Origin of the sequence: Ottowia sp., assembly GCF_035444425.1 — a bacterium.
GTDB lineage: Bacteria > Pseudomonadota > Gammaproteobacteria > Burkholderiales > Burkholderiaceae_C > Ottowia.
The window spans coordinates 1-20521 of sequence record NZ_DAOMOQ010000048.1 but is presented as its reverse complement, the minus strand read 5'-3'; the positions used below and the strand labels follow the sequence as shown (position 1 = coordinate 20521).

The following is a 20521-nucleotide window of genomic DNA, read 5'->3' as shown; positions in this document are numbered from 1 at the left end:
CGTGAACGCTTGAGCATCAAGCCAATACCTGTCCGTGGGATGGGGTCAAGACCAAGGTGATCCACCGCAGAGGGCCCTGGAAGACGAAAGACGCGGTGGAGATGGCCACGCTCGAGTGGGTGGCATGGTTCAACAACCACCGGCTGATGGCAGCGCTCAACTACGTGCCGCCAGCCGAGTTCGAAGCCAACTACTATCGGGATCTTGAGCAGCAGACCATACCGGTCTGACTCAAGCCAAGGAGCCTCCACGAAAACCGGGGCGGTTCATTCCGCGCCGACGGCATGGCCTTGGGTCGTGAATCCGTCGGCGCCACGAACCTCCTGTGCTCGTGTCGCGATCTCCTGTCACAAACAGTCCGTGGGTTGCATCTAACGGTTGTCGAGGGAATCAAGCCAAACCCATCGATGTCGAACCGGGGCGGGGCACCACCGACTTGCGGCTCATACGTCAAGGAGCAACATCATGACCAAGTTCAATTCTGTTATCGCCATCGCTGCAGTCGCGCTGCTGTCAGGCCCTGCACTTGCAGCATCGCTGCAGCCCGCGGCCGGAGAGGCGCCGCTGTTCGTGCGTGCAGAGCCTGTCGCCAGCACCATGACACATCAGAGAGTCCACGCCGACGCGGCGCAGCACATGCCGGCGGCGGGTGAGATGAGTGCTCAAGCCGCGCCGTCGCGTGCCAGCAGTCTGACGCGCGCGCAGGTGCGTGAAGCCTTGCGGCAGGCTACCGCGCATGGCTTTCATGTCGGTGCAGGTGAGCTCTCCTGATGCGCGGTGGCGCGCTTGCTGTTGCGCCATCTGAACCGTCCGTGGGACACCCCCCTGGCGCAGCCCGTGCGTCAGGGGATCCTGTGTTCAGGCTGTGTTTTCCGTGATGGGCCTGCCGTTGAAACAGTTTGCGGCCGGTCTGCATCCAATGCATGAGGCGTGGCAATTCCTGCCGCGCATTGATGGAGGTGACCATGACACGCTTTTCTGTAATCGCGGTGGCGGCAGCGACCGCCTGGATGTTCTCTGCCAACCCTGCTTTGGGGGCGGACAGCTCAATCGAGACCGCACCACCCGCAGCGCCCTACAAGGCCGTCAGCTCATTGGTCAAGCTGCCGGATTTCATTCCGGGACTGGGCCAGTTGTTCGTCGATCCAGCCACTCTGCCAGCAGGCCCCTTCCTGGGCTACGACCGCCAGGGCAAGCTGGTCACGACGACCTACATGATTCCACTGTCGATGATGAAGCCGAACATGAACCTCGATGACCTGAAGGTGCCGGCCGGCGCCATTGATCACGTCGACATCCAGTACAACGCCGGCCATCCGGGCGTTGCCGAGCCCCACGTCCACATCGTGCTGTGGAACGTGCCGGCCGTGCAGGAAGCACGTGTGGCGAAATGAGTGCGCGCACGCTTGACATGCCACGCCGCCGCATGCTGTGGGCGGGAGGCGGTCTGCTGCTGTTGCCGGCGTGGCTGCCATCGGCGCGCGCGCATGCGGCCTCCGAGATCGAGATCGCCATGTCCGGCGCCGTCAACGGCGCCGAAGTGTGGTTCCGCCCCCGCGGATTGCTGATCCAGCCGGGGCAGGCCGTGCGCTGGGTCAACCGCGACCAGGGCAATGTGCACACCGCTACGGCTTATCACCCCGAGTACGGTAAGCCGCTGCGCATTCCGCATGGCGCCAAGCCCTGGGATTCGGACTATTTGATGCCCGGGCAGTCGTTCGCTGTGGTGTTCGACGTCCCCGGTGTCTACGATTATTTCTGCATCCCGCATGAGCAGGCCGGTATGGTGGCGCGCATCGTGGTGGGCAAGGCGGACACGGCTGTGCGCCCGTATGCGGATACCGACTCCGAGTTGCCGCCCGCCGCACTGGTGAACCTGGTCGATGTGGAAAAAATTCTGAAACAAGCGCCGAGAGGCACACGGGCCACCAGCGCCGCCGCAGGGGACACAAGATAGAACAGGGTGCCGACGTTCGTCGCTGGGTCGCGCTGGATCAGCGGGTACGGCAGCGAGTTTTCGCCCGGCGTCAGTCCTACTGCAGGTCGGGCAGAGTTAGCAGATCCCGATCTGCTCGGCCGATGGAACCAGTGAAATCGCCATCCTGGGCCGAACTGCTTCGGCGTACCGAATTGGACAGTGCCGTCCAGAGGCATGACAATGACCGCGCGAGTTGCGTCGACTCTCGCGGTAGGGAGTGACCGTATGCGTGAACTGACGACCGATCTGACATCCAGCGATGATCTGACGCTGATGCAGCGGAGTGCGGCCGGCGATATGCACGCATTCGATGTGCTGATGCAGCGCCACAACCAGCGCCTTTACCGGGCCGCCAGGGGCATTCTGCGCAATGAGGCGGACGCTGAAGAAGCCGTGCAGGAAGCCTGGCTGAAAGCCTACAAGCATCTCCATGATTTTCAGGGCAGAGCGGCGCCACTCACCTGGCTGACACGCATCACCATCAACGAAGCGTTGATGTGCCAACGCAAGAACAAATCCCGTGATGCGATGATCCAACCCATCGAGTCCGACGACCATGTGGATCGTCTCATGGCGACACAAGGTGACCTCATGAACCTGCTCAACCCCGCTCAAACCGACCAACTTGTTTGGCGCAAGGAAGTGCGCCAGTTGATTGAGATGCGCATCGATGAACTGCCTGTTCACTACCGTGCGGTTTTCATGCTGCGCGGGGTCGAAGGCCTGTCGTTCGGCGAAGTTGCGGTCTCGCTGGGCTTGTCGCAAGCCACCGTGCGCGTGCGCTATATGCGAGCGCGTCGGCTGTTGAAAAAGGCGCTGCAGCGGGACATCGATCAGTCTGCCGGTCAAGCGTTTTCGTTTGCAGGCGAGCGTTGCGACCGCATCGTCGCCGGGGTCCGCGCGCGCCTGCGTGCATCAGGCGTGCCGGGGGCTTGAACAGCGCGCGGCCTACTTCAGCGCCACCGACCCAACCCGCCGTTTCGGGCGAAGACGGAGGTTCTTGATGATGCACGGAAGCCTCGATCGAAAGGTGACGCGATCACGCTGCCCGTCGTCCTTGGCGTCGTGCTTGCGCCGATTACCACGAGCGTGATCGGCGGATGACACGCATACTGGACGCTGCTCCGGCAGGTGCGGCCGAAGAGATCACGGGAACCGAAATATGACCCAGCACTTTGACTTCGTCGTCGTCGGCGGCGGGCTGGCCGGCGCCACGGCGGCGGAAACCTTGCGCACCGAGGGCGCCGAGGGAAGCATTGTCCTGCTCGGCGCCGAATCGCATCTCCCCTACCACCGGCCACCGCTGTCGAAGATCGCGATCACGGCCGATCAGCTGCCGCCTCCGCAGCAGGTGCTCGGCAAGGACCGATACCGCGAATTGGCGGTGGAACTGCTTCTCGGCACGCCGGTTGCGGCCATCGATCCGGTGCGCAAACTCGTCCACACCCGCCCTGGCGCCGACATTCACTACGAGCGCCTGCTCATCGCCACCGGAGCATCGCCGAGGCGCCTGGCACTGCCCGGCGCGGCGTTGCCGCAGGTGTTCTATCTTCGCTCGCTGGAAGACGCCGAAGCGATCCGCGCGCGTGCGCGAGATGCGCGGCGGGCCGTGGTGATCGGCGGCAGCTTCATCGGTCTGGAGGTCGCCGCTTCGCTGCGGCAGATCGGTGTCAAAGTCACCGTGCTCGAACGCAACGAACTGCTCGGAAAACTCCACATGTCGGGCGTGTCGACCTTTGTCCGGCGCGGCTTCGAAAAGCATGGTGTAGAGATCATCGTCGGCGACAGTCCGACGGCCATCCGGGGCAGGGCGGCGGTCGAGGCGGTGCAGACGCAAGGCGGCCGGACCCTCGCCTGCGACATGGTAGTGGTCGGTGTGGGCGTGGTTCCGGAAACCAGTTTCCTGCAGGGCAGCGGCATCGAGGTGGACGATGGCATCGTCGTCGATCGCTTCCTGCAGACGAGTCAGCCCGGTGTCTTCGCTGCCGGTGACGTGGCCAGGTTTTTCGATCCCGTCTTTCGCAGCCAACGCCGCGTCGAGCATTGGGACAACGCCATCCGGCAGGGCCACACTGCGGCCCGCAATATGCTTGGCCAGCGCGTGTCCTATGACGAGGTTACCTATTTCTACAGCGAGATGTTCGATCTGAACTTCAACCTGCTCGGTCACTTCGACCCAGGTGATGAAAGGATCGAGCGCGGATCACTGCAATCGAAGTCCTTTGCCGCCTTCTATCTGCAGGGGGACGTGCCGCGCGCGCTGTTCTCGTCGGGGCGGCCGACGGAAGAGACCAAGGTGGTCGAGCTGCTCATCAAGCACCGCGTGAACCTCAAGTCGAGCAAGGCGCACCTGCCCGACCCGGACTACACGCTGCGCGACATCCCCAACCAGACCATCTACATCCTGCAGGGCGGGGGTGCGCTCGGTGCCTTTGAGTGCGGCGCAGCCCGGGCGCTGCAGGAATCTGGTGTCCGGCCGGACGTGGTCGCCGGCGTGTCGATCGGTGCGTTCAATGGCGCCATCATCGCCGGCAATCCCGACCGTGCCGCGGAAGCGCTGACCGCCTTCTGGAACGACCTGGCCATCGCCTCGCCGTTCTTTCCGGACGAGGGACTGCGCAGGGAGTTCGCCTCGGGGCAGGTCGCCCTGTTCGGCGTGCCCCGGTTCTTCCAGCCGCGCTGGCTTCAGCCGATGTTCGGCCCGCAGCAGTGGCCGAACCGCTGGTCCAGCCTTTACGACACCGCGCCCGCCCTCGAACTGCTTGAGAAATACGTCGACTTCAGCAAGCTGAGCGCCAGTCCGATCCGGCTCCTGGCGAGTGCGGTCGATGTGCAGACCAGCGAACTCGTCGTCTTCGACAGCTACGTGGACGACCTGACCCCCGCGCACATCATCGCCAGCGGCAGCCTGCCACCCGGCTTCCCATGGACGACGATCGACGGCAGGCACTACTGGGACGGCGGCATCGTCAGCAATTCGCCGCTGGACCTGGTCGTGCAGCGCTGCGGATCGGCCGGCAAGCGCGTCTTCATCATCGACCTGTTCCCCGGCAGGCGGAACGTCATGCCTGCCAACCTAGCCGAAACCATGGCCAGGCAGAGCGAGATCCTCTACTCGGAACGCATTCACAACGACTTGAGAGCGCGCACCATGGCGCGCGATTTCCGCAGACTGGTGGACGAGATCGTCGCCGACCTGCCAGCCGCAGCCGCCGAGCGCGTCCGCCATCGCCCACGCTTCATCACCATGATGGGCGAGGATGCGCCAATGACGATCATCCGCATCATCCGCGAGAACTGTGAGGATGAGCCGTCATCGAGGGATTACGACTTCTCACGCCAGACCATTGACCAACTGATCGAGTCGGGCTACCGCATGACCCGCCATGCACTGCAGCCTGGAGTCCGGGCACCGGAGTCGTGACCGGAGTCCAGAACGCGGGTACCGCGGAGTGGCCTTCCGTATCGTGCAGAGTTCGTCCGACAGCCGCCCTTCTGGTCACCGAGCTTGTGCTGGCAGTCTGCCGCAGAAGCTCAACGCGAGGAAACTTCGATGGTGAAGCGACTTCGGGTGGCACGATGGCCGTGATTGTGACCCTGTCCCCGATTCAGTACCGCTCGGAAGTAGAGATTTCCGGCGACTTCCTGGCGGCAGACGAGGATGACGTGGAGGGGATGGCGTTCAAGACCAATGGAACGCATCGCGCACCGACGGCGTTCGAGGCAGCCTTTGAGGAGCTGGCGCTGCGAGTTCACGCCAGCCTGGGATTACCGGCTGGCCAGCGCTTTGCCTGCGTGCTGTTCTGATTGCTGGCAAGTCCTACGTCTTCACTTGCGCCCGTCCGGGGCCAGCAACTCGGAACGGCCAATGGTCTCCCGCTGAGATTCGGCCTTCTCGGGAGGTGAGGAGGCCGGCAAATACTCGGTGGAATTGTCCGTCTTGAACAGTTGCGCGATGTCCAGCGGCGCCAGATCCTGGCCGGGTGTGGCGCCTTCGGGCGTGACCGTGGCGCGGCCGATCCCGCGGGCGGACGGAACGCCGCCATGGTCGGCAACCAGGAACACGCCTACTGCGCACGTCTCACTGTCACCCAGGCCAGGGACGTCAATGACGTATTCGGTGCGTGCTTCGCGGTGGATTCTCTGGCTACCGCTAGGCCTTTGGCTGCGTTGAGCTGGCCCACGGGTTGATGATCCGCACGCCGAAGGGCTCGAAGTGCCTGACGTTTCGTGTGGCCACGGCTGCGCCGCGCATCATGGCCGTGGCGGCGATCAACGCATCGCGGTAATCCCTCGAATCGGGCCACGGAAACAAGGCCGCTTGCCTTGCTATCTCGTGATCGATGGACAGGATGCGGCCGGAGAAGGCGGGCAACACCATGGTTTCGAGCCATCGTGTGAAGATCGTCGCTTGCCCTGAGTCGCCGCGCTGGGCCAGCTGGCTGATCCCGCGCTGGATCTCCAGCACGGTGATCGCTGAAATGCACAGCTCGCTAGCTGATTGACTGGTCATCCAGGCTGCCACGTTCGAATCGCAGGCGCTCTTGCGCACCTCGGAAACCACGTTGGTGTCGAGCAGGATCATCAAGCTTGCTCGTCGCTGATCTCAACCGGCTGTGCTTCAAGGCGAATGGGTGCCGGATCGAACTCGTAGGCGTCGGCTTCGGGCATGCGCAGCAACTCGACCATGCTTTTCTCGCGGCTGGTCAGACGCCGGTACTCGTCTATCGACATGAGCGCCAACGCCGGCTGGCCACGGTCGGTGATGATGACCGTGTTACCTGCGGCCGCCGCACGCTTGGACGCGCTCACGTTGTGCACAAACTCTCGACTGGTGACGGTGTGAATCATGTTGCTCTCCTTGGCTGGACACTCACAGAGCAGATTGGTGGGATGTTAGTCACGTTGCCTACAATTGTCAAATAGACACGGTTGATCGCCCATCTCCCGCGAGCCGGAAGCGCCCTCATGCAAGCAGCGACTTGCCGTTGACGCCGACCGAGATCTGAGCCACCAGGGCGTCAAGATTCAATCGGCGCGGACATTTTGGTCCTGTGGCCAACCTTCACACCGCATTCTGTGCGCGCCCATCCGTGCACTTGGCGTAAGCATCCGACTTCCAGTTAGTTAGCCAGAAATGGCACGAAAGTTTGATCTAGGTTGGTGCAAACACGAATGGGTCGCATTATCATTGATGCCAGATCTGGCTGCAGATAGATGCAGAGCATCAGCAGTGACCCCGATGGGCGGTGACGCTGTAGATCGGTCTTGATAACAAGCACAAAGCCTATGTCTCGAAACCATTCACGCCGACGCTGGCAGACGCTGCTGCTCACCACCAGTGCCACGGTATGCCTTTCGCAGGCGCTCGCGCAGCCGACTTCAGACGAGTCGAAGGCCGAGCCGGCAACGCTGCCGACCGTCAACGTCACAGCCAAGGGCTACAGCACCGACAGCGCTGAGACGCCAGCTTCGGTCGAGGTGCTGGATCGCACGACGCTGGAGCGCAAGCAGGCGGCCAACCTCGGCGAGGCGCTGCGCGGCGAGCCTGGGTTGTCGGTATCGAGCGATGGCGCGCAGGGTCAGAACCCGGTGATCCGGGGGCTCAAGAAGGAATCGACCGTGCTCATGGTCGATGGGTTGCGCCTCAATTCAGCGCAGCCGGCCGGTGCCATCGCTTCCTTCGTGTCGATGGGACTCGCCGAGCGGGTCGAGGTGGTCAAGGGACCGGCTTCGGTGCTTTACGGGACCGGCGCGCTGGGTGGTGCCGTCAATGTGCAACTGCCGCAGGCGCGCTTCGAGCCTGGCCTTGGCCTGCGCACCGATCTCGGCTACGAGTCAGCCAACAAGGGCTGGCGTGGTGCCGGCGTCGCCAATTTCAGCCATGGCGACCACGCGCTGATGCTCGGCGCCTCGCTGGCGCGGCTGGACGACTATCGAGAGCCAGCCGGCCGGGTGCCGCGCACCGGCTACGACTCGGACGCGTTCATCGGCCAGTACCGCTACCGCATCGATGGCCAGCAGCAACTGCGCCTGTCGTGGCAGCGGCACCGGGACGACGATGTCTGGTATCCAGGCTCCGCCAAGCCGCATCCGATGCCGCGGATGGGTTCCCTGACGGTCCATTCGCCCAGGCAGACGCGCAGCCTGTACGAACTGGGCTACAGCCGTCGCGGCGGCGGAGCGCAGCCATTGAACCTGGACTTGCGCCTGTATCGCCAGCAGATGGAGCGCACCATCCATGCCTGGTCGAGCGGCCTGGCGCGCGACCTGTCGGCCACCAGCGTGAATTTCTCGACGGACGGTTTCGACGCCAAGGCCGATTGGCTGCTGCATCCGCAACATCTGTTGTCTTTCGGGCTGAACGCCTGGCGGATGACGGCCGATCCCGACAGCCGCATGGCCGCGCCACCTGACTTCACCGCGCTGCGGCGCAGCCAGCCGTTCACCGACGGACGCATGGACGCCGTTGGCCTGTACCTGCAGGACGACATGCAGTTTGGTGCCCTGAAGGTACTGGCAGGGCTGCGCCATGACATCGTGCGGGGCAGTGCCGCCACCATGAACAACGGCAGTATCAGCAGCGGCCTGAACCGGCGTGACAGCGCCACCTCGGGCAGCCTGGGGGTGCTGTACGAGGTATCTCCGCTGCTGCGCCCTTACGCCAACGTGGCACGGGGCTTCCGTGCTCCCGACCTGCGTGAGCGCTATCAGAGCGGACCACGCCAGGATGGTTTCTTCTGGGCCGGCAGCCCGCAGATCAGGCCCGAGACGGCAACCCAGTTCGAGCTCGGCGTCAAGGGTGATTCCGGCGCGCTCAACTATGCGGTGGCGCTGTGGCGCAACCGGATCGACAACTACATCACCGGCACCCAGCTCAGCGGGCCGGCGGCGATCACGGCCTGCGGCGCGCCCAACGCCCGGGCCTGCAAGCAGACCGTCAACCTAGGCCACGCCACCTTGAGCGGCCTGGACGCCAGCCTGCGCTGGCGAGTGCATCGGGACCACTGGGTCAGCCTTGCGTATTCCCGCGTGCGCGGCACCAACCAGGATCTGGGTGAACCGCTGTTCCAGATGCCGGCCGACTTCCTGGCGCTGGGTTGGGAAGGGCGCGTGGCACCGAACTGGACGCTCGATGCGCGCGCGCTGCTGGTGCGCCGTCAGAACCGGGTTGCCAGCACGTTCACGCGCGGCACCGAGAACGCCACGGCCGGCTACGGCGTCGTCGATCTGGGTGCCACCTGGCGCGTGCACAAGAACCACACGCTGCGCTTCGCCATCAGGAACGTGGGCGACAAGCGCTACCACGAACACCTAGCGGAAGGCTTGTCGGGTCAGGAGATCAAGGCGCCTGGACGCAGTGTCCAAGTGTCCTGGCAAGGCCGTTTCTGAAGGAGTACACCATGGACCACCGCATCAACCTGCCACGCCGGCGCATGCTGGCGCTTGCTGCCGCCAGTGCGTTGCCCGTGCTGTGGCCGGGCCGAAGCCAAGCCAAGGTCCCCAAGCTGGTCCTGGCAGGACCGTTCGCGGGCGTGTCCAACGCGTTGATCCGGATCGTCGATGGCGGCGCCCTCGGCGACGTGGCCGATCAGGTGGATTTCCGCGTCTGGAAGGACCCTGACCAGTTGCGTGCGCTGGCGCTGGAAGGCGCCGCCGACTTCGTCGCCATGCCGAGCAACGTGGCGGCCAACCTGTACAACCGCGGCGTCAAGCTGCGGCTGCTGAACATCAGCGCCTGGGGCATGCTGTTCGTGGTCTCGCGCGACGAGAAATTGCGAACACTGGACGACCTCAGGGGCCAGGAGTTGCTGATGCCGTTTCGTGGCGACATGCCGGACATCGTGTTCCAGACGCTGGCAGTCAAGCTGGGCATCAAGGTCGGCAAGGACCTGGCGCTGCGCTACGTGGCGACCCCACTGGATGCGCTGCAAATGCTGCTGACCCGCCGCGCCGACCACGCCCTGCTGGCGGAGCCGGCGGTGTCGATGGGGGTGCGCAAGTCGCAGACCTTGCCGATCAGCGTGGTGGCGCCGGACCTGCATCGGGGCCTCGACATCCAGCGTGAATGGGGCCGCGCGTTCCAGCGTGCACCGCGCATCCCGCAGGCCGGCATCGTGGTGATGGGCAACCGCATGGCAGACACGGCGTTGATTGAGCGCTTCCAGCAAGCCTATGCGCAGGCGATGCAGTGGTGCCGTGCCAACGCTGACGAGTGTGGCCGCGCGGTTGCCAAGCGCATCGACATGCTCACGCCCGAGGGCGTGGCGGATGCGGTGCGCGCGGATGGTGCGACGCTCAAGACCGCGGCCGAGGCGCGCGAAGAGCTGGAGTTCTTCTTCAAGTTGCTGCACGCGCGCCAGCCGGGCCTGGTCGGCGGCAAGCTGCCGCCCGACGATTTCTACCAGCGCGGTTAAGCTGATCCACCATGCGCTGGCTGACTCGATGGCTTGCCGAGCTACCTGCCTACCTGTGGAGCGGGTGGGGCGCCATTGCCAGCCTGTTGCTCGGCATCGGGCTGTGGGAGTTGATCGCCGGCATCTACGGCCCTTTGATATTGCCGACGCCGCTGGAAGCAGGGCAGACACTGCGTGACCTGGCAGCGCCTGGCGGGCCGCTGCTGGCGCAATTGGCAATCACGGCGTGGCGCGCGTTCCTGGGCCTGGCGCTGGCGGTGGGTGTTGGCAGCTTGCTCGGTGTCGCTGCCGGCGTCTCGGTCACGGCCTCGGTGCTGGCCCGCCCCTGGGTTACGGTACTGCTGGGTACACCGCCGATAGCCTGGCTGGTGCTGGCCATGCTGTGGTTTGGCATGGGTGACGGCACGCCGGTGTTCACGGTCTTCATCGCCTGCTTTCCGGTGGTGTTCGCCAGTGCGTTGCAGGGTGCCCGCACGCTGGATCAGCACTGGCGTGAACTGGCCCAGGCCTATGGCCTGCGCTGGCGTGACCGTGTCTGGGACGTGTATCTGCCGCACGTGCTGTCCTACCTGTTCCCAGGCTGGATCGTGGCCCTGGGCAGCGCCTGGAAAGTGGTGGTGATGGCCGAGTTGCTGTCATCCAGTGATGGGGTTGGCGCCGCGCTGGCGGCCAGCCGCTCGCAGCTTGACATGCCGGGCACGCTGGCCTGGATCGGGGTTGTCGTGCTGCTGTTGCTGGTGCTGGAGTACCTGGTGCTGGAGCCCTTCAAGCGCGAGGTCGAACGCTGGAGGGACCCGGCATGAGCCAGGCCGGCCTGATGCTGCGCGGCGTTGAGCACGCCTACGGTCCGCGCGTGGTGGTCACGGGCATCTCGCTGCAGGTGCGGCCCGGTCGCACGGTGGCGCTGGTTGGCCCATCTGGCTGCGGCAAGACCACCTTGCTGCGCCTGTGTGCCGGCCTGCTGCCGGTGCAGGCGGGTGCCCTGTGCAATCAATTCACACACACGGTGATGCTGTTCCAGCAGCCGCGGCTACTGCCCTGGAAGACCATCGAGGACAACATTGCACTGGGGCTGAAGGCGCGTGGCGTCGCGGCGACAACGCGCCTGCGATCAGCGCGTGACATGGGCGCGGCGCTGGGCCTGGATGCATTGTCGATGGCCCAGTATCCGCACCAGTTGTCGGGCGGCATGCAGAGCCGCGCGGCGCTGGCGCGGGCGCTGGTGCTGGCGCCCGATCTGCTGCTGCTCGACGAACCGTTCTCGGCGCTCGACGTCGGCCTCAAGGCCAGCATGCACCAACTCGTCATCGAGCAGCAGCGCACCCGTTCGCTTGGCGTGCTGCTGATCACGCACGACCTGATGGAGGCCATGACGCTGGCCGATACCGTGCTGGTGATGGCGACCGATCCGGGGCGGCTGGTGTATCGGGTCGAACTGACCGTGCCCGCGGCACGGCGCGGCGTGGGCTGGGCGCACCAGCAGACCGCCACGCTGCTGTCGCAGCCGGTGGTGCGCCAGGCGTTCGGCCTGCCGGCCTTGGTCAGTGAGGCATCGATGCCCGCCGATCAGGTGGCCGGTGGCAGCGTGGGTGCGGCGCTGGCCAGCACGCCGGCCAGCCAGGAGCCGCGCAAGTGTTGATGCGCACCGAGCATCCGCTGTGGCAGTGTGCATTCCGGCCGCTCTTCTCGCTGACGGTACTTTCGGCGCTGGGCCTGATGCTGGGCTGGGTACTGTTTCTGGGACTGGGCTGGCCCTTGCCGGCGGTCGCCGGCGGGCCATTCGTCTGGCATGCGCATGAGTTGCTGCTGGGCTTCACGCTGGCGGCGGTGGCCGGCTTCACGCTCACGGCGGTGCCGGAATTCACCCGCACGCCGGCATTCGATGCCGCTATCGTGCGGCGGCTGGTCGTGCTCTGGCTGGTCGGGCGAGTGGGGTTCTGGGTTTCGGGCGCTGCCGGCATCGCGGCGCTGGAGCTGGCCGCCGTGGCGCACCTGCTGTTCATCGGTCTGCTCGGTGCGACGGTGGCGCCACGCCTGTGGCGCGATCCCGAACGCAAGCACCTCGGCTTCCTGTGGGCGCTGGCCGGCCTGGGTGTGTGCGTCGCCGGTTTCTACGCGGCCGCGCTGGTGCCGGGCGGCGATCCGATGCGCTGGCTGCGCGCGCTGCTGGGCATGGTGCAGATGCTGATCGTGGTGGCCATGAGCCGCATCTCGATGCGCATCGTCAACGCCGCGCTGGACGAGCAGGCCGCGTGGGAGCCGGCCGACCAGCTGCCGCTGACGCCCTACCTGGCGCGCCCGCCGCGGCGCAACATGGCGATGCTGTGCATCGGCCTGTTCACGCTGGCACAGTGGGCCACACCGCTGTGGCCGCTGCTGGCGCCCGTGAGCGGCTGGCTGGCGCTGGCGGCTTCGGCAGCGATGCTGGCGCTGATGGGCGACTGGCATGTCGGGCGCGCGCTGGGGCGGCGCTGGCCGCTCGTGCTGTATGCGGTGTACGTGTTCATGGCCGCGGGCTATGCGCTGACCGCGCTCGCGATCCTGTCGGGGCGGCTGGCGCTCGGCGCGGGCACCCATTTGCTCACCGTGGGCGCCATCGGCCTGGCCATCTACATGGTGCTGGTGATCGCCGGTTACGCGCACAGCGGTTTGTCGAAGGAAGGGCGACCGTGGGTGTTCGTCGGCGTGGCATGCCTGATGCTGGCAGTGCTTGTCCGTACCGTGGCCTATTGGGCCGGTGGAGCGGCCTGGCTGCACGGCGCCGCGCTGCTGTGGTGCGCGGCATTCGGCCTGATGGCCTGGCAGATGCTGCCGGTGTGGTGGTCGCCCCGGACCGATGGCAAGCTGGGTTGTGAAGACTAAGGCCTGCAGCGTGGGTTTCGCAGCGGGCAGGGCGGGCGCGCCATCGAGCCAGCCGTGCCGCGGGTTTCCTTCAGGGATGCGGAGGCACATCTGCCCAGTAGGCGCCGGTACCATTCATCGACCCTAGAATGGCCTCAGCACAACAAGGAGATCGACATGAAAGGCGACCAGGATGTCATCAAGCACCTGCAGGCGCAGCTGAAGAACGAGCTGACCGCGACCAACCAGTACTTCCTGCATTACCGCATGCTCAGGCACTGGGGCCTGGACAAGCTGGCGAAGAAGGAATACGAGGAATCCATCGGCGAGATGAAGCACGCCGACATGCTGATGGACCGCATCCTGATGCTCGATGGCCTGCCCAACCTGCAGGACCTGGGCAAGCTGATGGTGGGTGAGGACGTGCCCGAGATGCTGGCCTGTGACCTGAAGCTGGAGCAGGGCGCGCAGGCCACCGTCAAGGACGGCATCGCGCACTGCGAGAGCGTGCGCGACTACGTCTCGCGCGACCTGCTGCGCCAGATCCTCGACGACACCGAGGAGCACATCGACTTCCTGGAAACGCAGATCGAGCTGCTCGAGAAAGTGGGCCTGCAGAACTACCTGCAAAGCCAGATGGGCGAGCTCGGCGACTGACGGATCGGGCACCACCGCACTGCTAAGGGAGGAGCCGACTGGCTCCTTTTTTCATGCCTGCCTGCCCGGCATGATGCGCGATAGCAACAGGCAATGAGAATCATTCTTAACAAGGTATAGAATTACCAGCATTCATCGCCAGCCAGCAAACCGCGCGATGCGGCGTTCCAGCGCCTCATGTCCGCGCCAAGGTAGCCAGCCGAAGTTCTTCCAAACCACTGCTGGGTCCTGCCATGTCCGTCAACCGTGTCTTTAGGCGCAACTGCGCTTCCGAGCTTGCTGCGCAAGCGCCGTCCGCTGCGCATGTAAACGCTGAACATCCCGCGTCAACACCCTTGTTGCCGCTGGGCGCCATGCTGCTGGCCGGCTCGCTGGGCACCGCCGCACTGGCGCAGCCCGCAATGCCGGCCACGGGTGCATCGGCACCAGCGGCGCAGGAGAGCACGGCCGCACAGGCCAGCAGCGACACTCCGGTGGCCGGTACGCTGTCTACCGTCACGGTGCGCGATTCGGCCGTGACCGATGGCGCTACCAACAGCAAGGCCCAGTTGCGTGCCACCCGTACCGAGATCGGCAAGGGCGACCAGGCGCTGCGCGACATCCCGCAGAGCGTGACGGTGATGACCGAAAAGCTCATGAACGACCGCAACCTGGACGACTTCCGCGAGGTGCTGCGCACGACCGCCGGAGTCACTTTCCAGGCTGGCGAGACGGGCGAGGAAGATGTGCGCCTGCGCGGCTTCTCGCTCGGCACCGCGGGCGACATCTACCGCGACGGCATGCGCGACGCGGCCCTGATTGAGCGCGACACCTTCAACGACGACCGCGTGGAGGTCATCAAGGGCTCGGCCTCGATGCTGTTCGGCAAGGGCTCCACGGGCGGCGTGATCAACCAGGTCAGCAAGCAGCCCTTTCTGATGACGCAGCACGAAGCCAGCGTGAGCCTGGGCAGCGGCAAGGAAAAGCGCGTGCACGGCGACTTCAACTGGCACACCGGCCAGGACGCCGCGCTGCGCCTGAACGTGATGGGCCACGACGCCGACAACTGGGGCGCGCAGCAGCGCAAGATCGGCGTCGCGCCCACGTTCCGCTGGGGCATCGGCACGCGCAACGAGTTCTCGGTGGGCCTGTACCACCTCGATGTGGACGGCCGCGGCAACTACAACCACCCCTGGTTCATCCGCGACGGCAAGATCGTGCCTACGCTGCCGGCGAAGAATTTCTACGGCCTCGACAGCGACAAGCAGGACAGCTCGTCCACCTACGTCACACTTGGGCATACACACCGCTTTGCCGACGGCGGCCAGCTGAAGACGCAGTTGCGCCACGGCCGCTACGAGCGCGACCTGTGGGCCAGCGTGATCCGCTTCGGCCAGACCAACGGCGCGCCCACCACCATCGACAACTGGGGGCCTGACACGGTCATCACGCGCACGCCCAAGGGCCGCATCGGCCGCAGCGACCTGACGCAGTTGCAAAGCGACTACAGCAACACCTTCGACTGGGGCGGGCGCAAGCACCAATTGCTGGCCGGCGTGGACTTCTACGTCGATGACGCGCGCCGCGTGAACAACTTCGCCGGCCCCGCCAGCGGCCTGACCACTACCGTCGGGCAGCCCAACAACGGCGACTGGCGTGCCGACACGCGCGGCGCGCCCGACTACAACTCCTTCGACGCGCGCAACATCGGCGTGTACGTGCAGGACACCGTGGCCATGACCGACACGCTGAAGCTGGTGGCCGGCCTGCGCTTCGACCATTTCAAGGGCAGCTACGACACCGTGACCACCACCGCTGCCAACGGCACGGTCACGCCCGGCTACAGCTTCAGCAAGACCGAAAACCTGTGGAGCCCACGCATCGGCCTGCTGTACCAGCCCAGCGACACGCAGTCCTACTACGTGTCCTACGGCAGCTCGTACAACACCTCGGGCGATGCCTACCAGTTCACCCCCAGCAGCCCCAACCAGACGCTGGCCAACACCCCGGCCGAGAAAAGCCGCAACATCGAGATCGGCGGCAAGTGGGAGCTGCTCGACCGGCGCCTGTCGTTCGGCACCGCGCTGTTCTACTCCGAGAAGTACAACGAACGCAACCAGGATCCGGACAGCGTGGCCCAGCAGTTCCTGCTGTCGGGCAAACGCTACGCCGCGGGCATGGAGTTCAACGCCGCCGGCCGCATCACGCCGGCGTGGGAAGTGTTCTGGAACCACACCTGGATTCCCGCCGCCAAGATCAGCCGCAGCAACCAGCAGCTGGCTGCCAGCGGCGGCGGCGCCCAGGTGCAGGGCGATCGTCCGGGCCTGACGCCACGCCACAGCGGCAGCCTCTGGACCGCCTACCGCGTGCTGCCGAAGCTGCGCCTCGGCCTGGGCGCCAACTACCGCAGCAGCCAGAACCCCGAAGGCAGCCGCGCCGTTAAGGCGGGCGGTTTCGTCACCTTCGACGCCATGGCGGAATATTCGTTTACCGAGGCGACCACGCTCAAGCTCAACGTCACCAACCTGACCGACAAGCTGTACGCCGACACGCTGTACCGCGGCTTCTACGGTCCCGGCCAGCCGCGCCGCGTACAGCTCACGCTCAAGCACCTGTTCTGAGCATGACGAGCGCGCCGCGCCCGCGGCACGGTCACACACCTATCGATCAACCATGCTGCTGCACCTGAAGAACCTGCTCACAGCCGACGAACTGGCCCAGGGCCGCGCGCTGCTGATGGCGGCCGACGCGCCCTGGATCGACGGCCGCCGCAGCGCCGGCGAACAGGCCGTTCACGTCAAGAACAACCAGCAACTGGTGCAGGACAGCGCCAGTGCGGCGACGCTGCGCGAACTGGTGCTGGGCGCGCTCAAACGCGATCCGCTGCTGTTTTCCGCCGCACTGCCGAAGAAGATCTTCAACCCGCTGTTCAACCGCTACGGCGACGCGGCCAACTACTACGGTGCCCACGTCGACGGCGCCGTGCTGCATTCGCGCGCCAGCAACCAGTGGGTGCGTACCGACGTCTCGTGCACGCTGTTCTTCAGCCATCCGGACGAATACGACGGTGGCGAGCTGCTGGTGCACGATACCTACGGCGAGCAGCGCGTGAAGCTGGCTGCCGGTGACGCAGTGCTGTACCCGGGCACCAGCGTGCACGAAGTGCGGCCGGTGACGCGCGGCGCGCGCCTAGGCAGCTTTCTGTGGATCGAGAGCATGGTGCGCTCGGATGAGCGGCGGCGCCTGCTGTTCGAGATGGACATGGCCTTGCTGGCACTGCGCCAGCGGCACGGCGAAAGCGCGGAAGCCACCCGGCTGACCGGCGTCTACCACAACCTGCTGCGGCAGTGGGCCGATACCTGAGGCCATGCCGCCCAAGCAGGACGACGGGGTCTTGGCCGCGGTCTCGTTGGCCGACTACGCCGATGCGGCCCGAGCCAGGCTGGAGCCGGCCATCTGGGCCTATTTCAGCGGAGGCGCCGGCGATGAGCGTACGCTGCGCGCCAACGTCGAAGCCTGGCAGCGACTCGCGCTGTGGCCGCGGGTGCTGCGGCCGCTGGCGGGCGGCCACACCCGGGTTCGGCTGGGCGCGCAGGTGCTGGCGCACCCGATCATGCTGGCGCCGGTGGCACATCAGCAGCTGGCGCATCCCGACGGTGAATGGGCCAGCGCGCTCGCCGCCGCGACGCAGGGCGCCGGTTACGTGCTGAGCACCCAGTCGAACGTGCCGATGGAGCAGGTCGCGCACGCCGTGCTGGCCGAGCAGGGGCGCGGCCCGCTGTGGTTCCAGCTCTACTGGCAGGCCGATCGCGGTTTCAACGGCGCGCTGGTGCAGCGCGCCGAGGATGCCGGCTTCGAGGCGATCGTGCTCACCGTCGACGCGCCGGTACAAGGTGTGCGCGATCGCGAGCTGCGCAGCCGTTTTTCCCTACCGGCCGGCGTGCGCGCCGTGCATCTCCAGGATGCACCCGCACCAGCCGCCGCGCCAGACACCTACTGCGCCGGGCTGCCCGCCCACGCGCCCGACTGGGACGACGTGGCCTGGCTTCGCGCACAGACGCGGCTGCCGGTATGGCTCAAGGGCGTGCTGCATCCGGCCGATGCGCGCCAGGTGCAGTCGCTCGATGTGGCAGGCCTGATCATCAGCAACCACGGCGGCCGCACGCTCGATACCGCGCCGCCCACGGCGCAGGCGCTGCCGCTGATCCGTGCTGCCGTCGGCGGCGAGTGGCCGCTGATCGTCGATGGCGGCATCCGCCGTGGCACCGACGTGCTGAAGGCGATCGCCCTTGGCGCCGATGCCGTGATGATCGGCCGTCCGATGGTGCATGCTCTGGCCACCGGCGGCGCGCTGGCGGTGGCCCGCATGCTGCGCCTGCTGCGTGACGAGCTCGAGATGGCGATGGCGCTGACGGGTTGCCGCACACTCGCCGATGCCGGGCGGCAACTGCTCGATCCGGCCGTCGAAGCCCGACCTGACACGTTTTCTGCGCCCGACCGAATGTGATCCGGTTGCAGTTTCTGATTGACAACGAGAATCGTTCTCATTTAAGATCGACTGTCGTTTATTCATCCGCCAAGGGGTGGTTCACATGATCGTCTGCGTCTGCAACCGGATTTCCGATCGGGAGATCACCAGGCACGCTCGTGCCGGTCTGAGCTTCGACGATATCCAGCTTGAGTTGGGCGTGGCCACCTGCTGCGGTCGCTGTGAGGGCTACGCGCGTGAGATCGTGGCGCAACTCGCGCCCGGTCGTCCAGTGGCGGCATTGCACAACACGGCGTCGTGCCCCGATGCGCAGGGGGTGCGCGCATGATGGCTGCGGGTACCGTGATCTGGGCTGTGCTCGGCAGTCTTGCGCTGACCGTTGCGGCTTTGGCGTGGGTATTTGGCGGTCCTTCGGGTCGCCCGCGTTCCTGATCTGATCCAGCCTGCCCGATGACGCTGCGCTGATGGGCGGCGTCAGCGGTTGTCGCGCCACCTTGATCCACGATGTCGTCGATTCCGCTTTCGAGTCCCGCTGCAATGCGCCGTCTGCGTAATGCATCGATCGTCAGCAGCGTGGTGCTGATGCACGCCGTTGGCCTGTGGGCGCTCAACCAGGGTTTGTTGCGGCCGCCGCTGGAGTTGATCGTACCGGCGCAACTTCTGGCCGAATTCGTCCCGCCGCCACCTCCGCCGCCACCGGCACCGGCGCCGATACCAGCCCCGGCTCCGGCACCGGTTCCACCGCCGGCGCCACCACCGCCAGAGCCCGCGCCGCCCAAGCCTCAACCGGTGAAGCCGCGCCCGGCGCCCAAGCCGGCCCCGCGTCCGCGTCCTACGCCCAAGCCAACGCCGCAACCGGTCGCCGTGGAGCAGGCCGCGCCGACGGCGCCAGTGTCGCCCGCCGATCCCCCGGCGCCGCCGCCGGCGGTGACACCTGCGCCTGCGCCGCCGGCGGCAGCGGTGGCGCCAGTGCCGCCCGCACCGCCCGCACCGCCGGTGGTGATTCAACCGTCTTCGCGCGCCGCCTACCTGAACAACCCGCCGCCGCCGTATCCGCCCATGAGCCGGCGCCTGGGCGAGGCCGGTCGCGTCGTGGTGCGCGTGCTGATCGGTGTCGACGGCCGCGCCCAGGATGCGCACATCGAGCGTTCCAGCGGCTTTGAGCGGCTCGACCGGGTGGCATTGGAAACCGCGCGCGAGCGCTGGCGTTACGTACCGGGCACCCGCGGTGGCGTGCCCGAGGCCATGTGGTTCAACGTTCCGATCAATTTCGTGCTGGAGTGAAAAACTAATGAATGCTCAATTCGGTCTGTTGCATGTGTGGAGTCAGGGTGACTGGGTCACGCGCAGCGTTTTCGGCGCGCTGGTGCTGATGTCGCTGGCGTCCTGGGTGGTGATCCTGATCAAGGCGCTGGGCGTGGTGGCAGCCAAGCGCCAGGCCGCACGGGTCGAGGGCTTCTGGCGCTCGGCCGACATGGCTGAGGGCCTGGCCCGGCTGCGGCCCCGGCAGACCAACCCGTTCCACGAGCTCGCCACCGAGGGGCGCGAGGCCGCCGCCCACCACCGCGCCACCCGGGTGCAGCTGCACGACAGCCTGGACGCCAGCGACTGGATCTCGCGTGCGCTGCAAGACAGCATCGATGGCACGGCAGCGCGGCTGCAATCGGGCCTGGCCATCCTCGCCTCGGTCGGCTCCACCGCGCCCTTCGTCGGTCTGTTCGGCACCGTCTGGGGCATCTACCATGCGCTGATGCGGATCGGCGCCGCCGGCCAGGCCAGCATCGACCAGGTGGCCGGCCCGATCGGCGAGGCGCTGATCATGACCGCGCTCGGCCTGGCCGTGGCCATCCCCGCCGTGCTCGGCTACAACGCGCTGGTGCGCGGCAACAAGCACATCCTGGCCAAGCTGCGGCGCTTCGCGCATGACCTGCATGCGCTGCACGTCACCGGCGCCCGGGTGCGCGCGGCCAGTGCCGAGGGCAAGGTCGTGGCCATGAAGAAGGCTTGAGCAGCCATGGCCGGGTTCATCGACGACGACCACGACGAGGTGATGAGCGAGATCAACATGATCCCGTTCATCGACGTGATGCTGGTGCTGCTCATCATCTTCATCATCACAGTGCCGGTGATGAAGCACGCGGTGAACGTGCAGCTGCCGCG

Annotated in this window: 22 protein-coding genes and 1 pseudogene; 20 read left to right on the top strand and 3 right to left on the bottom strand. The window is 66.1% G+C overall.

The features are described 5' to 3' along the window. Window positions 1–47: 47 nt before the first annotated feature. From PK606_RS14170 to PK606_RS14140, 7 genes and pseudogenes are all read left to right on the top strand, one after another. Window positions 48–230: pseudogene (locus tag PK606_RS14170) on the top strand (IS3 family transposase); the annotation flags it as partial. Between the two features lie 235 nt (window positions 231–465). Further along, window positions 466–771, top strand: a complete 306-nt coding sequence (locus PK606_RS14165) for a hypothetical protein (protein WP_324564896.1) — start codon at window positions 466–468, stop codon at window positions 769–771. A 194-nt stretch (window positions 772–965) separates the two neighbouring features. Then, complete coding sequence (locus tag PK606_RS14160; RefSeq protein ID WP_324564902.1) at window positions 966–1394, top strand: DUF5602 domain-containing protein; 429 nt, start codon at window positions 966–968, stop codon at window positions 1392–1394. Further along, the gene (locus PK606_RS14155) at window positions 1391–1957 is read left to right on the top strand and encodes a cupredoxin domain-containing protein (protein ID WP_324564895.1); all 567 of its coding nucleotides are present in this window, start codon (window positions 1391–1393) and stop codon (window positions 1955–1957) included. Before PK606_RS14160 ends, PK606_RS14155 begins: the two co-directional genes overlap by 4 nt. Window positions 1958–2203: 246 nt before the next feature. After that, window positions 2204–2914 (top strand): RNA polymerase sigma factor, encoded by a 711-nt coding sequence (locus PK606_RS14150; protein WP_324564894.1) that lies wholly within the window; start codon window positions 2204–2206, stop codon window positions 2912–2914. Between the two features lie 226 nt (window positions 2915–3140). Then, window positions 3141–5402 (top strand): FAD-dependent oxidoreductase, encoded by a 2262-nt coding sequence (locus tag PK606_RS14145; RefSeq protein WP_324564892.1) that lies wholly within the window; start codon window positions 3141–3143, stop codon window positions 5400–5402. Between the two features lie 161 nt (window positions 5403–5563). Continuing rightward, window positions 5564–5785, top strand: a complete 222-nt coding sequence (locus PK606_RS14140; RefSeq protein ID WP_324564891.1) for a hypothetical protein — start codon at window positions 5564–5566, stop codon at window positions 5783–5785. Window positions 5786–5806: 21 nt separating this feature from the next. On the opposite strand, the gene PK606_RS14135 is transcribed toward PK606_RS14140, so the two are convergent. From PK606_RS14135 to PK606_RS14125, 3 genes are all read right to left on the bottom strand, one after another. Next, a complete protein-coding gene (locus PK606_RS14135) occupies window positions 5807–6043 on the bottom strand; it encodes a hypothetical protein (protein WP_324564890.1) in 237 nt (78 codons plus the stop codon). A gap of 88 nt (window positions 6044–6131) precedes the next feature. Further along, window positions 6132–6563, bottom strand: a complete 432-nt coding sequence (locus PK606_RS14130; protein WP_324564889.1) for a type II toxin-antitoxin system VapC family toxin — start codon at window positions 6561–6563, stop codon at window positions 6132–6134. Further along, window positions 6563–6829 (bottom strand): type II toxin-antitoxin system prevent-host-death family antitoxin, encoded by a 267-nt coding sequence (locus PK606_RS14125; RefSeq protein ID WP_324564888.1) that lies wholly within the window; start codon window positions 6827–6829, stop codon window positions 6563–6565. Before PK606_RS14125 ends, PK606_RS14130 begins: the two co-directional genes overlap by 1 nt. 438 nt (window positions 6830–7267) lie before the next feature. Here PK606_RS14125 and PK606_RS14120 point away from each other — a divergent pair, with 438 nt between their 5' ends. The 13 genes from PK606_RS14120 to PK606_RS14060 form a co-directional block, all read left to right on the top strand. Continuing rightward, window positions 7268–9370 (top strand): TonB-dependent receptor, encoded by a 2103-nt coding sequence (locus PK606_RS14120; RefSeq protein ID WP_324564887.1) that lies wholly within the window; start codon window positions 7268–7270, stop codon window positions 9368–9370. Between the two features lie 11 nt (window positions 9371–9381). After that, window positions 9382–10395: an ABC transporter substrate-binding protein gene (locus PK606_RS14115; RefSeq protein WP_324564885.1), complete on the top strand. Its 1014-nt coding sequence runs from the start codon at window positions 9382–9384 to the stop codon at window positions 10393–10395. Between the two features lie 11 nt (window positions 10396–10406). Further along, a complete protein-coding gene (locus tag PK606_RS14110; protein WP_324564884.1) occupies window positions 10407–11198 on the top strand; it encodes an ABC transporter permease in 792 nt (263 codons plus the stop codon). Next, window positions 11195–12034 (top strand): ATP-binding cassette domain-containing protein, encoded by an 840-nt coding sequence (locus PK606_RS14105; protein WP_324564883.1) that lies wholly within the window; start codon window positions 11195–11197, stop codon window positions 12032–12034. The genes PK606_RS14110 and PK606_RS14105 overlap by 4 nt, the downstream gene beginning before the upstream one ends. Continuing rightward, on the top strand, window positions 12034–13257 hold the full coding sequence (locus PK606_RS14100) for an NnrS family protein (protein WP_324564900.1): 1224 nt from the start codon (window positions 12034–12036) through the stop codon (window positions 13255–13257). Before PK606_RS14105 ends, PK606_RS14100 begins: the two co-directional genes overlap by 1 nt. Before the next feature lie 156 nt (window positions 13258–13413). Further along, window positions 13414–13893: a bacterioferritin gene (bfr, locus tag PK606_RS14095; RefSeq protein WP_324564882.1), complete on the top strand. Its 480-nt coding sequence runs from the start codon at window positions 13414–13416 to the stop codon at window positions 13891–13893. A 233-nt stretch (window positions 13894–14126) separates the two neighbouring features. Further along, window positions 14127–16493, top strand: coding sequence for a TonB-dependent receptor (locus tag PK606_RS14090; RefSeq protein ID WP_502920851.1), 2367 nt, complete (start codon window positions 14127–14129; stop codon window positions 16491–16493). Window positions 16494–16545: 52 nt separating this feature from the next. Then, entirely contained in the window at window positions 16546–17235 is a 690-nt protein-coding gene (locus tag PK606_RS14085) for a Fe2+-dependent dioxygenase (RefSeq protein ID WP_324564880.1), read from the top strand. 4 nt (window positions 17236–17239) lie between these two features. Further along, entirely contained in the window at window positions 17240–18379 is a 1140-nt protein-coding gene (locus tag PK606_RS14080; RefSeq protein ID WP_324564879.1) for an alpha-hydroxy acid oxidase, read from the top strand. Between the two features lie 85 nt (window positions 18380–18464). Next, a complete protein-coding gene (locus tag PK606_RS14075; RefSeq protein WP_324564877.1) occupies window positions 18465–18689 on the top strand; it encodes a (2Fe-2S)-binding protein in 225 nt (74 codons plus the stop codon). Window positions 18690–18865: 176 nt separating this feature from the next. Then, window positions 18866–19645: an energy transducer TonB gene (locus tag PK606_RS15975; RefSeq protein ID WP_502920850.1), complete on the top strand. Its 780-nt coding sequence runs from the start codon at window positions 18866–18868 to the stop codon at window positions 19643–19645. Between the two features lie 7 nt (window positions 19646–19652). Then, the gene (locus PK606_RS14065; RefSeq protein ID WP_324564875.1) at window positions 19653–20369 is read left to right on the top strand and encodes a MotA/TolQ/ExbB proton channel family protein; all 717 of its coding nucleotides are present in this window, start codon (window positions 19653–19655) and stop codon (window positions 20367–20369) included. Between the two features lie 6 nt (window positions 20370–20375). Further along, a partial coding sequence (locus tag PK606_RS14060) for a biopolymer transporter ExbD (protein ID WP_324564898.1) occupies window positions 20376–20521 on the top strand: 146 nt, incomplete at its 3' end.

Bases quoted from the DNA above. Each gene is read 5' to 3' on its own strand.
- PK606_RS14165 (WP_324564896.1), top strand. From the start codon at position 466: ATGACCAAGTTCAATTCTGTTATCGCCATCGCTGCAGTCGCGCTGCTG.
- PK606_RS14160 (WP_324564902.1), top strand. From the start codon at position 966: ATGACACGCTTTTCTGTAATCGCGGTGGCGGCAGCGACCGCCTGGATG.
- PK606_RS14155 (WP_324564895.1), top strand. From the start codon at position 1,391: ATGAGTGCGCGCACGCTTGACATGCCACGCCGCCGCATGCTGTGGGCG.
- PK606_RS14150 (WP_324564894.1), top strand. From the start codon at position 2,204: ATGCGTGAACTGACGACCGATCTGACATCCAGCGATGATCTGACGCTG.
- PK606_RS14145 (WP_324564892.1), top strand. From the start codon at position 3,141: ATGACCCAGCACTTTGACTTCGTCGTCGTCGGCGGCGGGCTGGCCGGC.
- PK606_RS14130 (WP_324564889.1), bottom strand. From the start codon at position 6,563: ATGATCCTGCTCGACACCAACGTGGTTTCCGAGGTGCGCAAGAGCGCC.
- PK606_RS14125 (WP_324564888.1), bottom strand. From the start codon at position 6,829: ATGATTCACACCGTCACCAGTCGAGAGTTTGTGCACAACGTGAGCGCG.
- PK606_RS14120 (WP_324564887.1), top strand. From the start codon at position 7,268: ATGTCTCGAAACCATTCACGCCGACGCTGGCAGACGCTGCTGCTCACC.
- PK606_RS14115 (WP_324564885.1), top strand. From the start codon at position 9,382: ATGGACCACCGCATCAACCTGCCACGCCGGCGCATGCTGGCGCTTGCT.
- PK606_RS14110 (WP_324564884.1), top strand. From the start codon at position 10,407: ATGCGCTGGCTGACTCGATGGCTTGCCGAGCTACCTGCCTACCTGTGG.
- PK606_RS14105 (WP_324564883.1), top strand. From the start codon at position 11,195: ATGAGCCAGGCCGGCCTGATGCTGCGCGGCGTTGAGCACGCCTACGGT.
- PK606_RS14100 (WP_324564900.1), top strand. From the start codon at position 12,034: ATGCGCACCGAGCATCCGCTGTGGCAGTGTGCATTCCGGCCGCTCTTC.
- bfr (WP_324564882.1), top strand. From the start codon at position 13,414: ATGAAAGGCGACCAGGATGTCATCAAGCACCTGCAGGCGCAGCTGAAG.
- PK606_RS14090 (WP_502920851.1), top strand. From the start codon at position 14,127: ATGTCCGTCAACCGTGTCTTTAGGCGCAACTGCGCTTCCGAGCTTGCT.
- PK606_RS14085 (WP_324564880.1), top strand. From the start codon at position 16,546: ATGCTGCTGCACCTGAAGAACCTGCTCACAGCCGACGAACTGGCCCAG.
- PK606_RS14080 (WP_324564879.1), top strand. From the start codon at position 17,240: ATGCCGCCCAAGCAGGACGACGGGGTCTTGGCCGCGGTCTCGTTGGCC.
- PK606_RS14075 (WP_324564877.1), top strand. From the start codon at position 18,465: ATGATCGTCTGCGTCTGCAACCGGATTTCCGATCGGGAGATCACCAGG.
- PK606_RS15975 (WP_502920850.1), top strand. From the start codon at position 18,866: ATGTCGTCGATTCCGCTTTCGAGTCCCGCTGCAATGCGCCGTCTGCGT.
- PK606_RS14065 (WP_324564875.1), top strand. From the start codon at position 19,653: ATGAATGCTCAATTCGGTCTGTTGCATGTGTGGAGTCAGGGTGACTGG.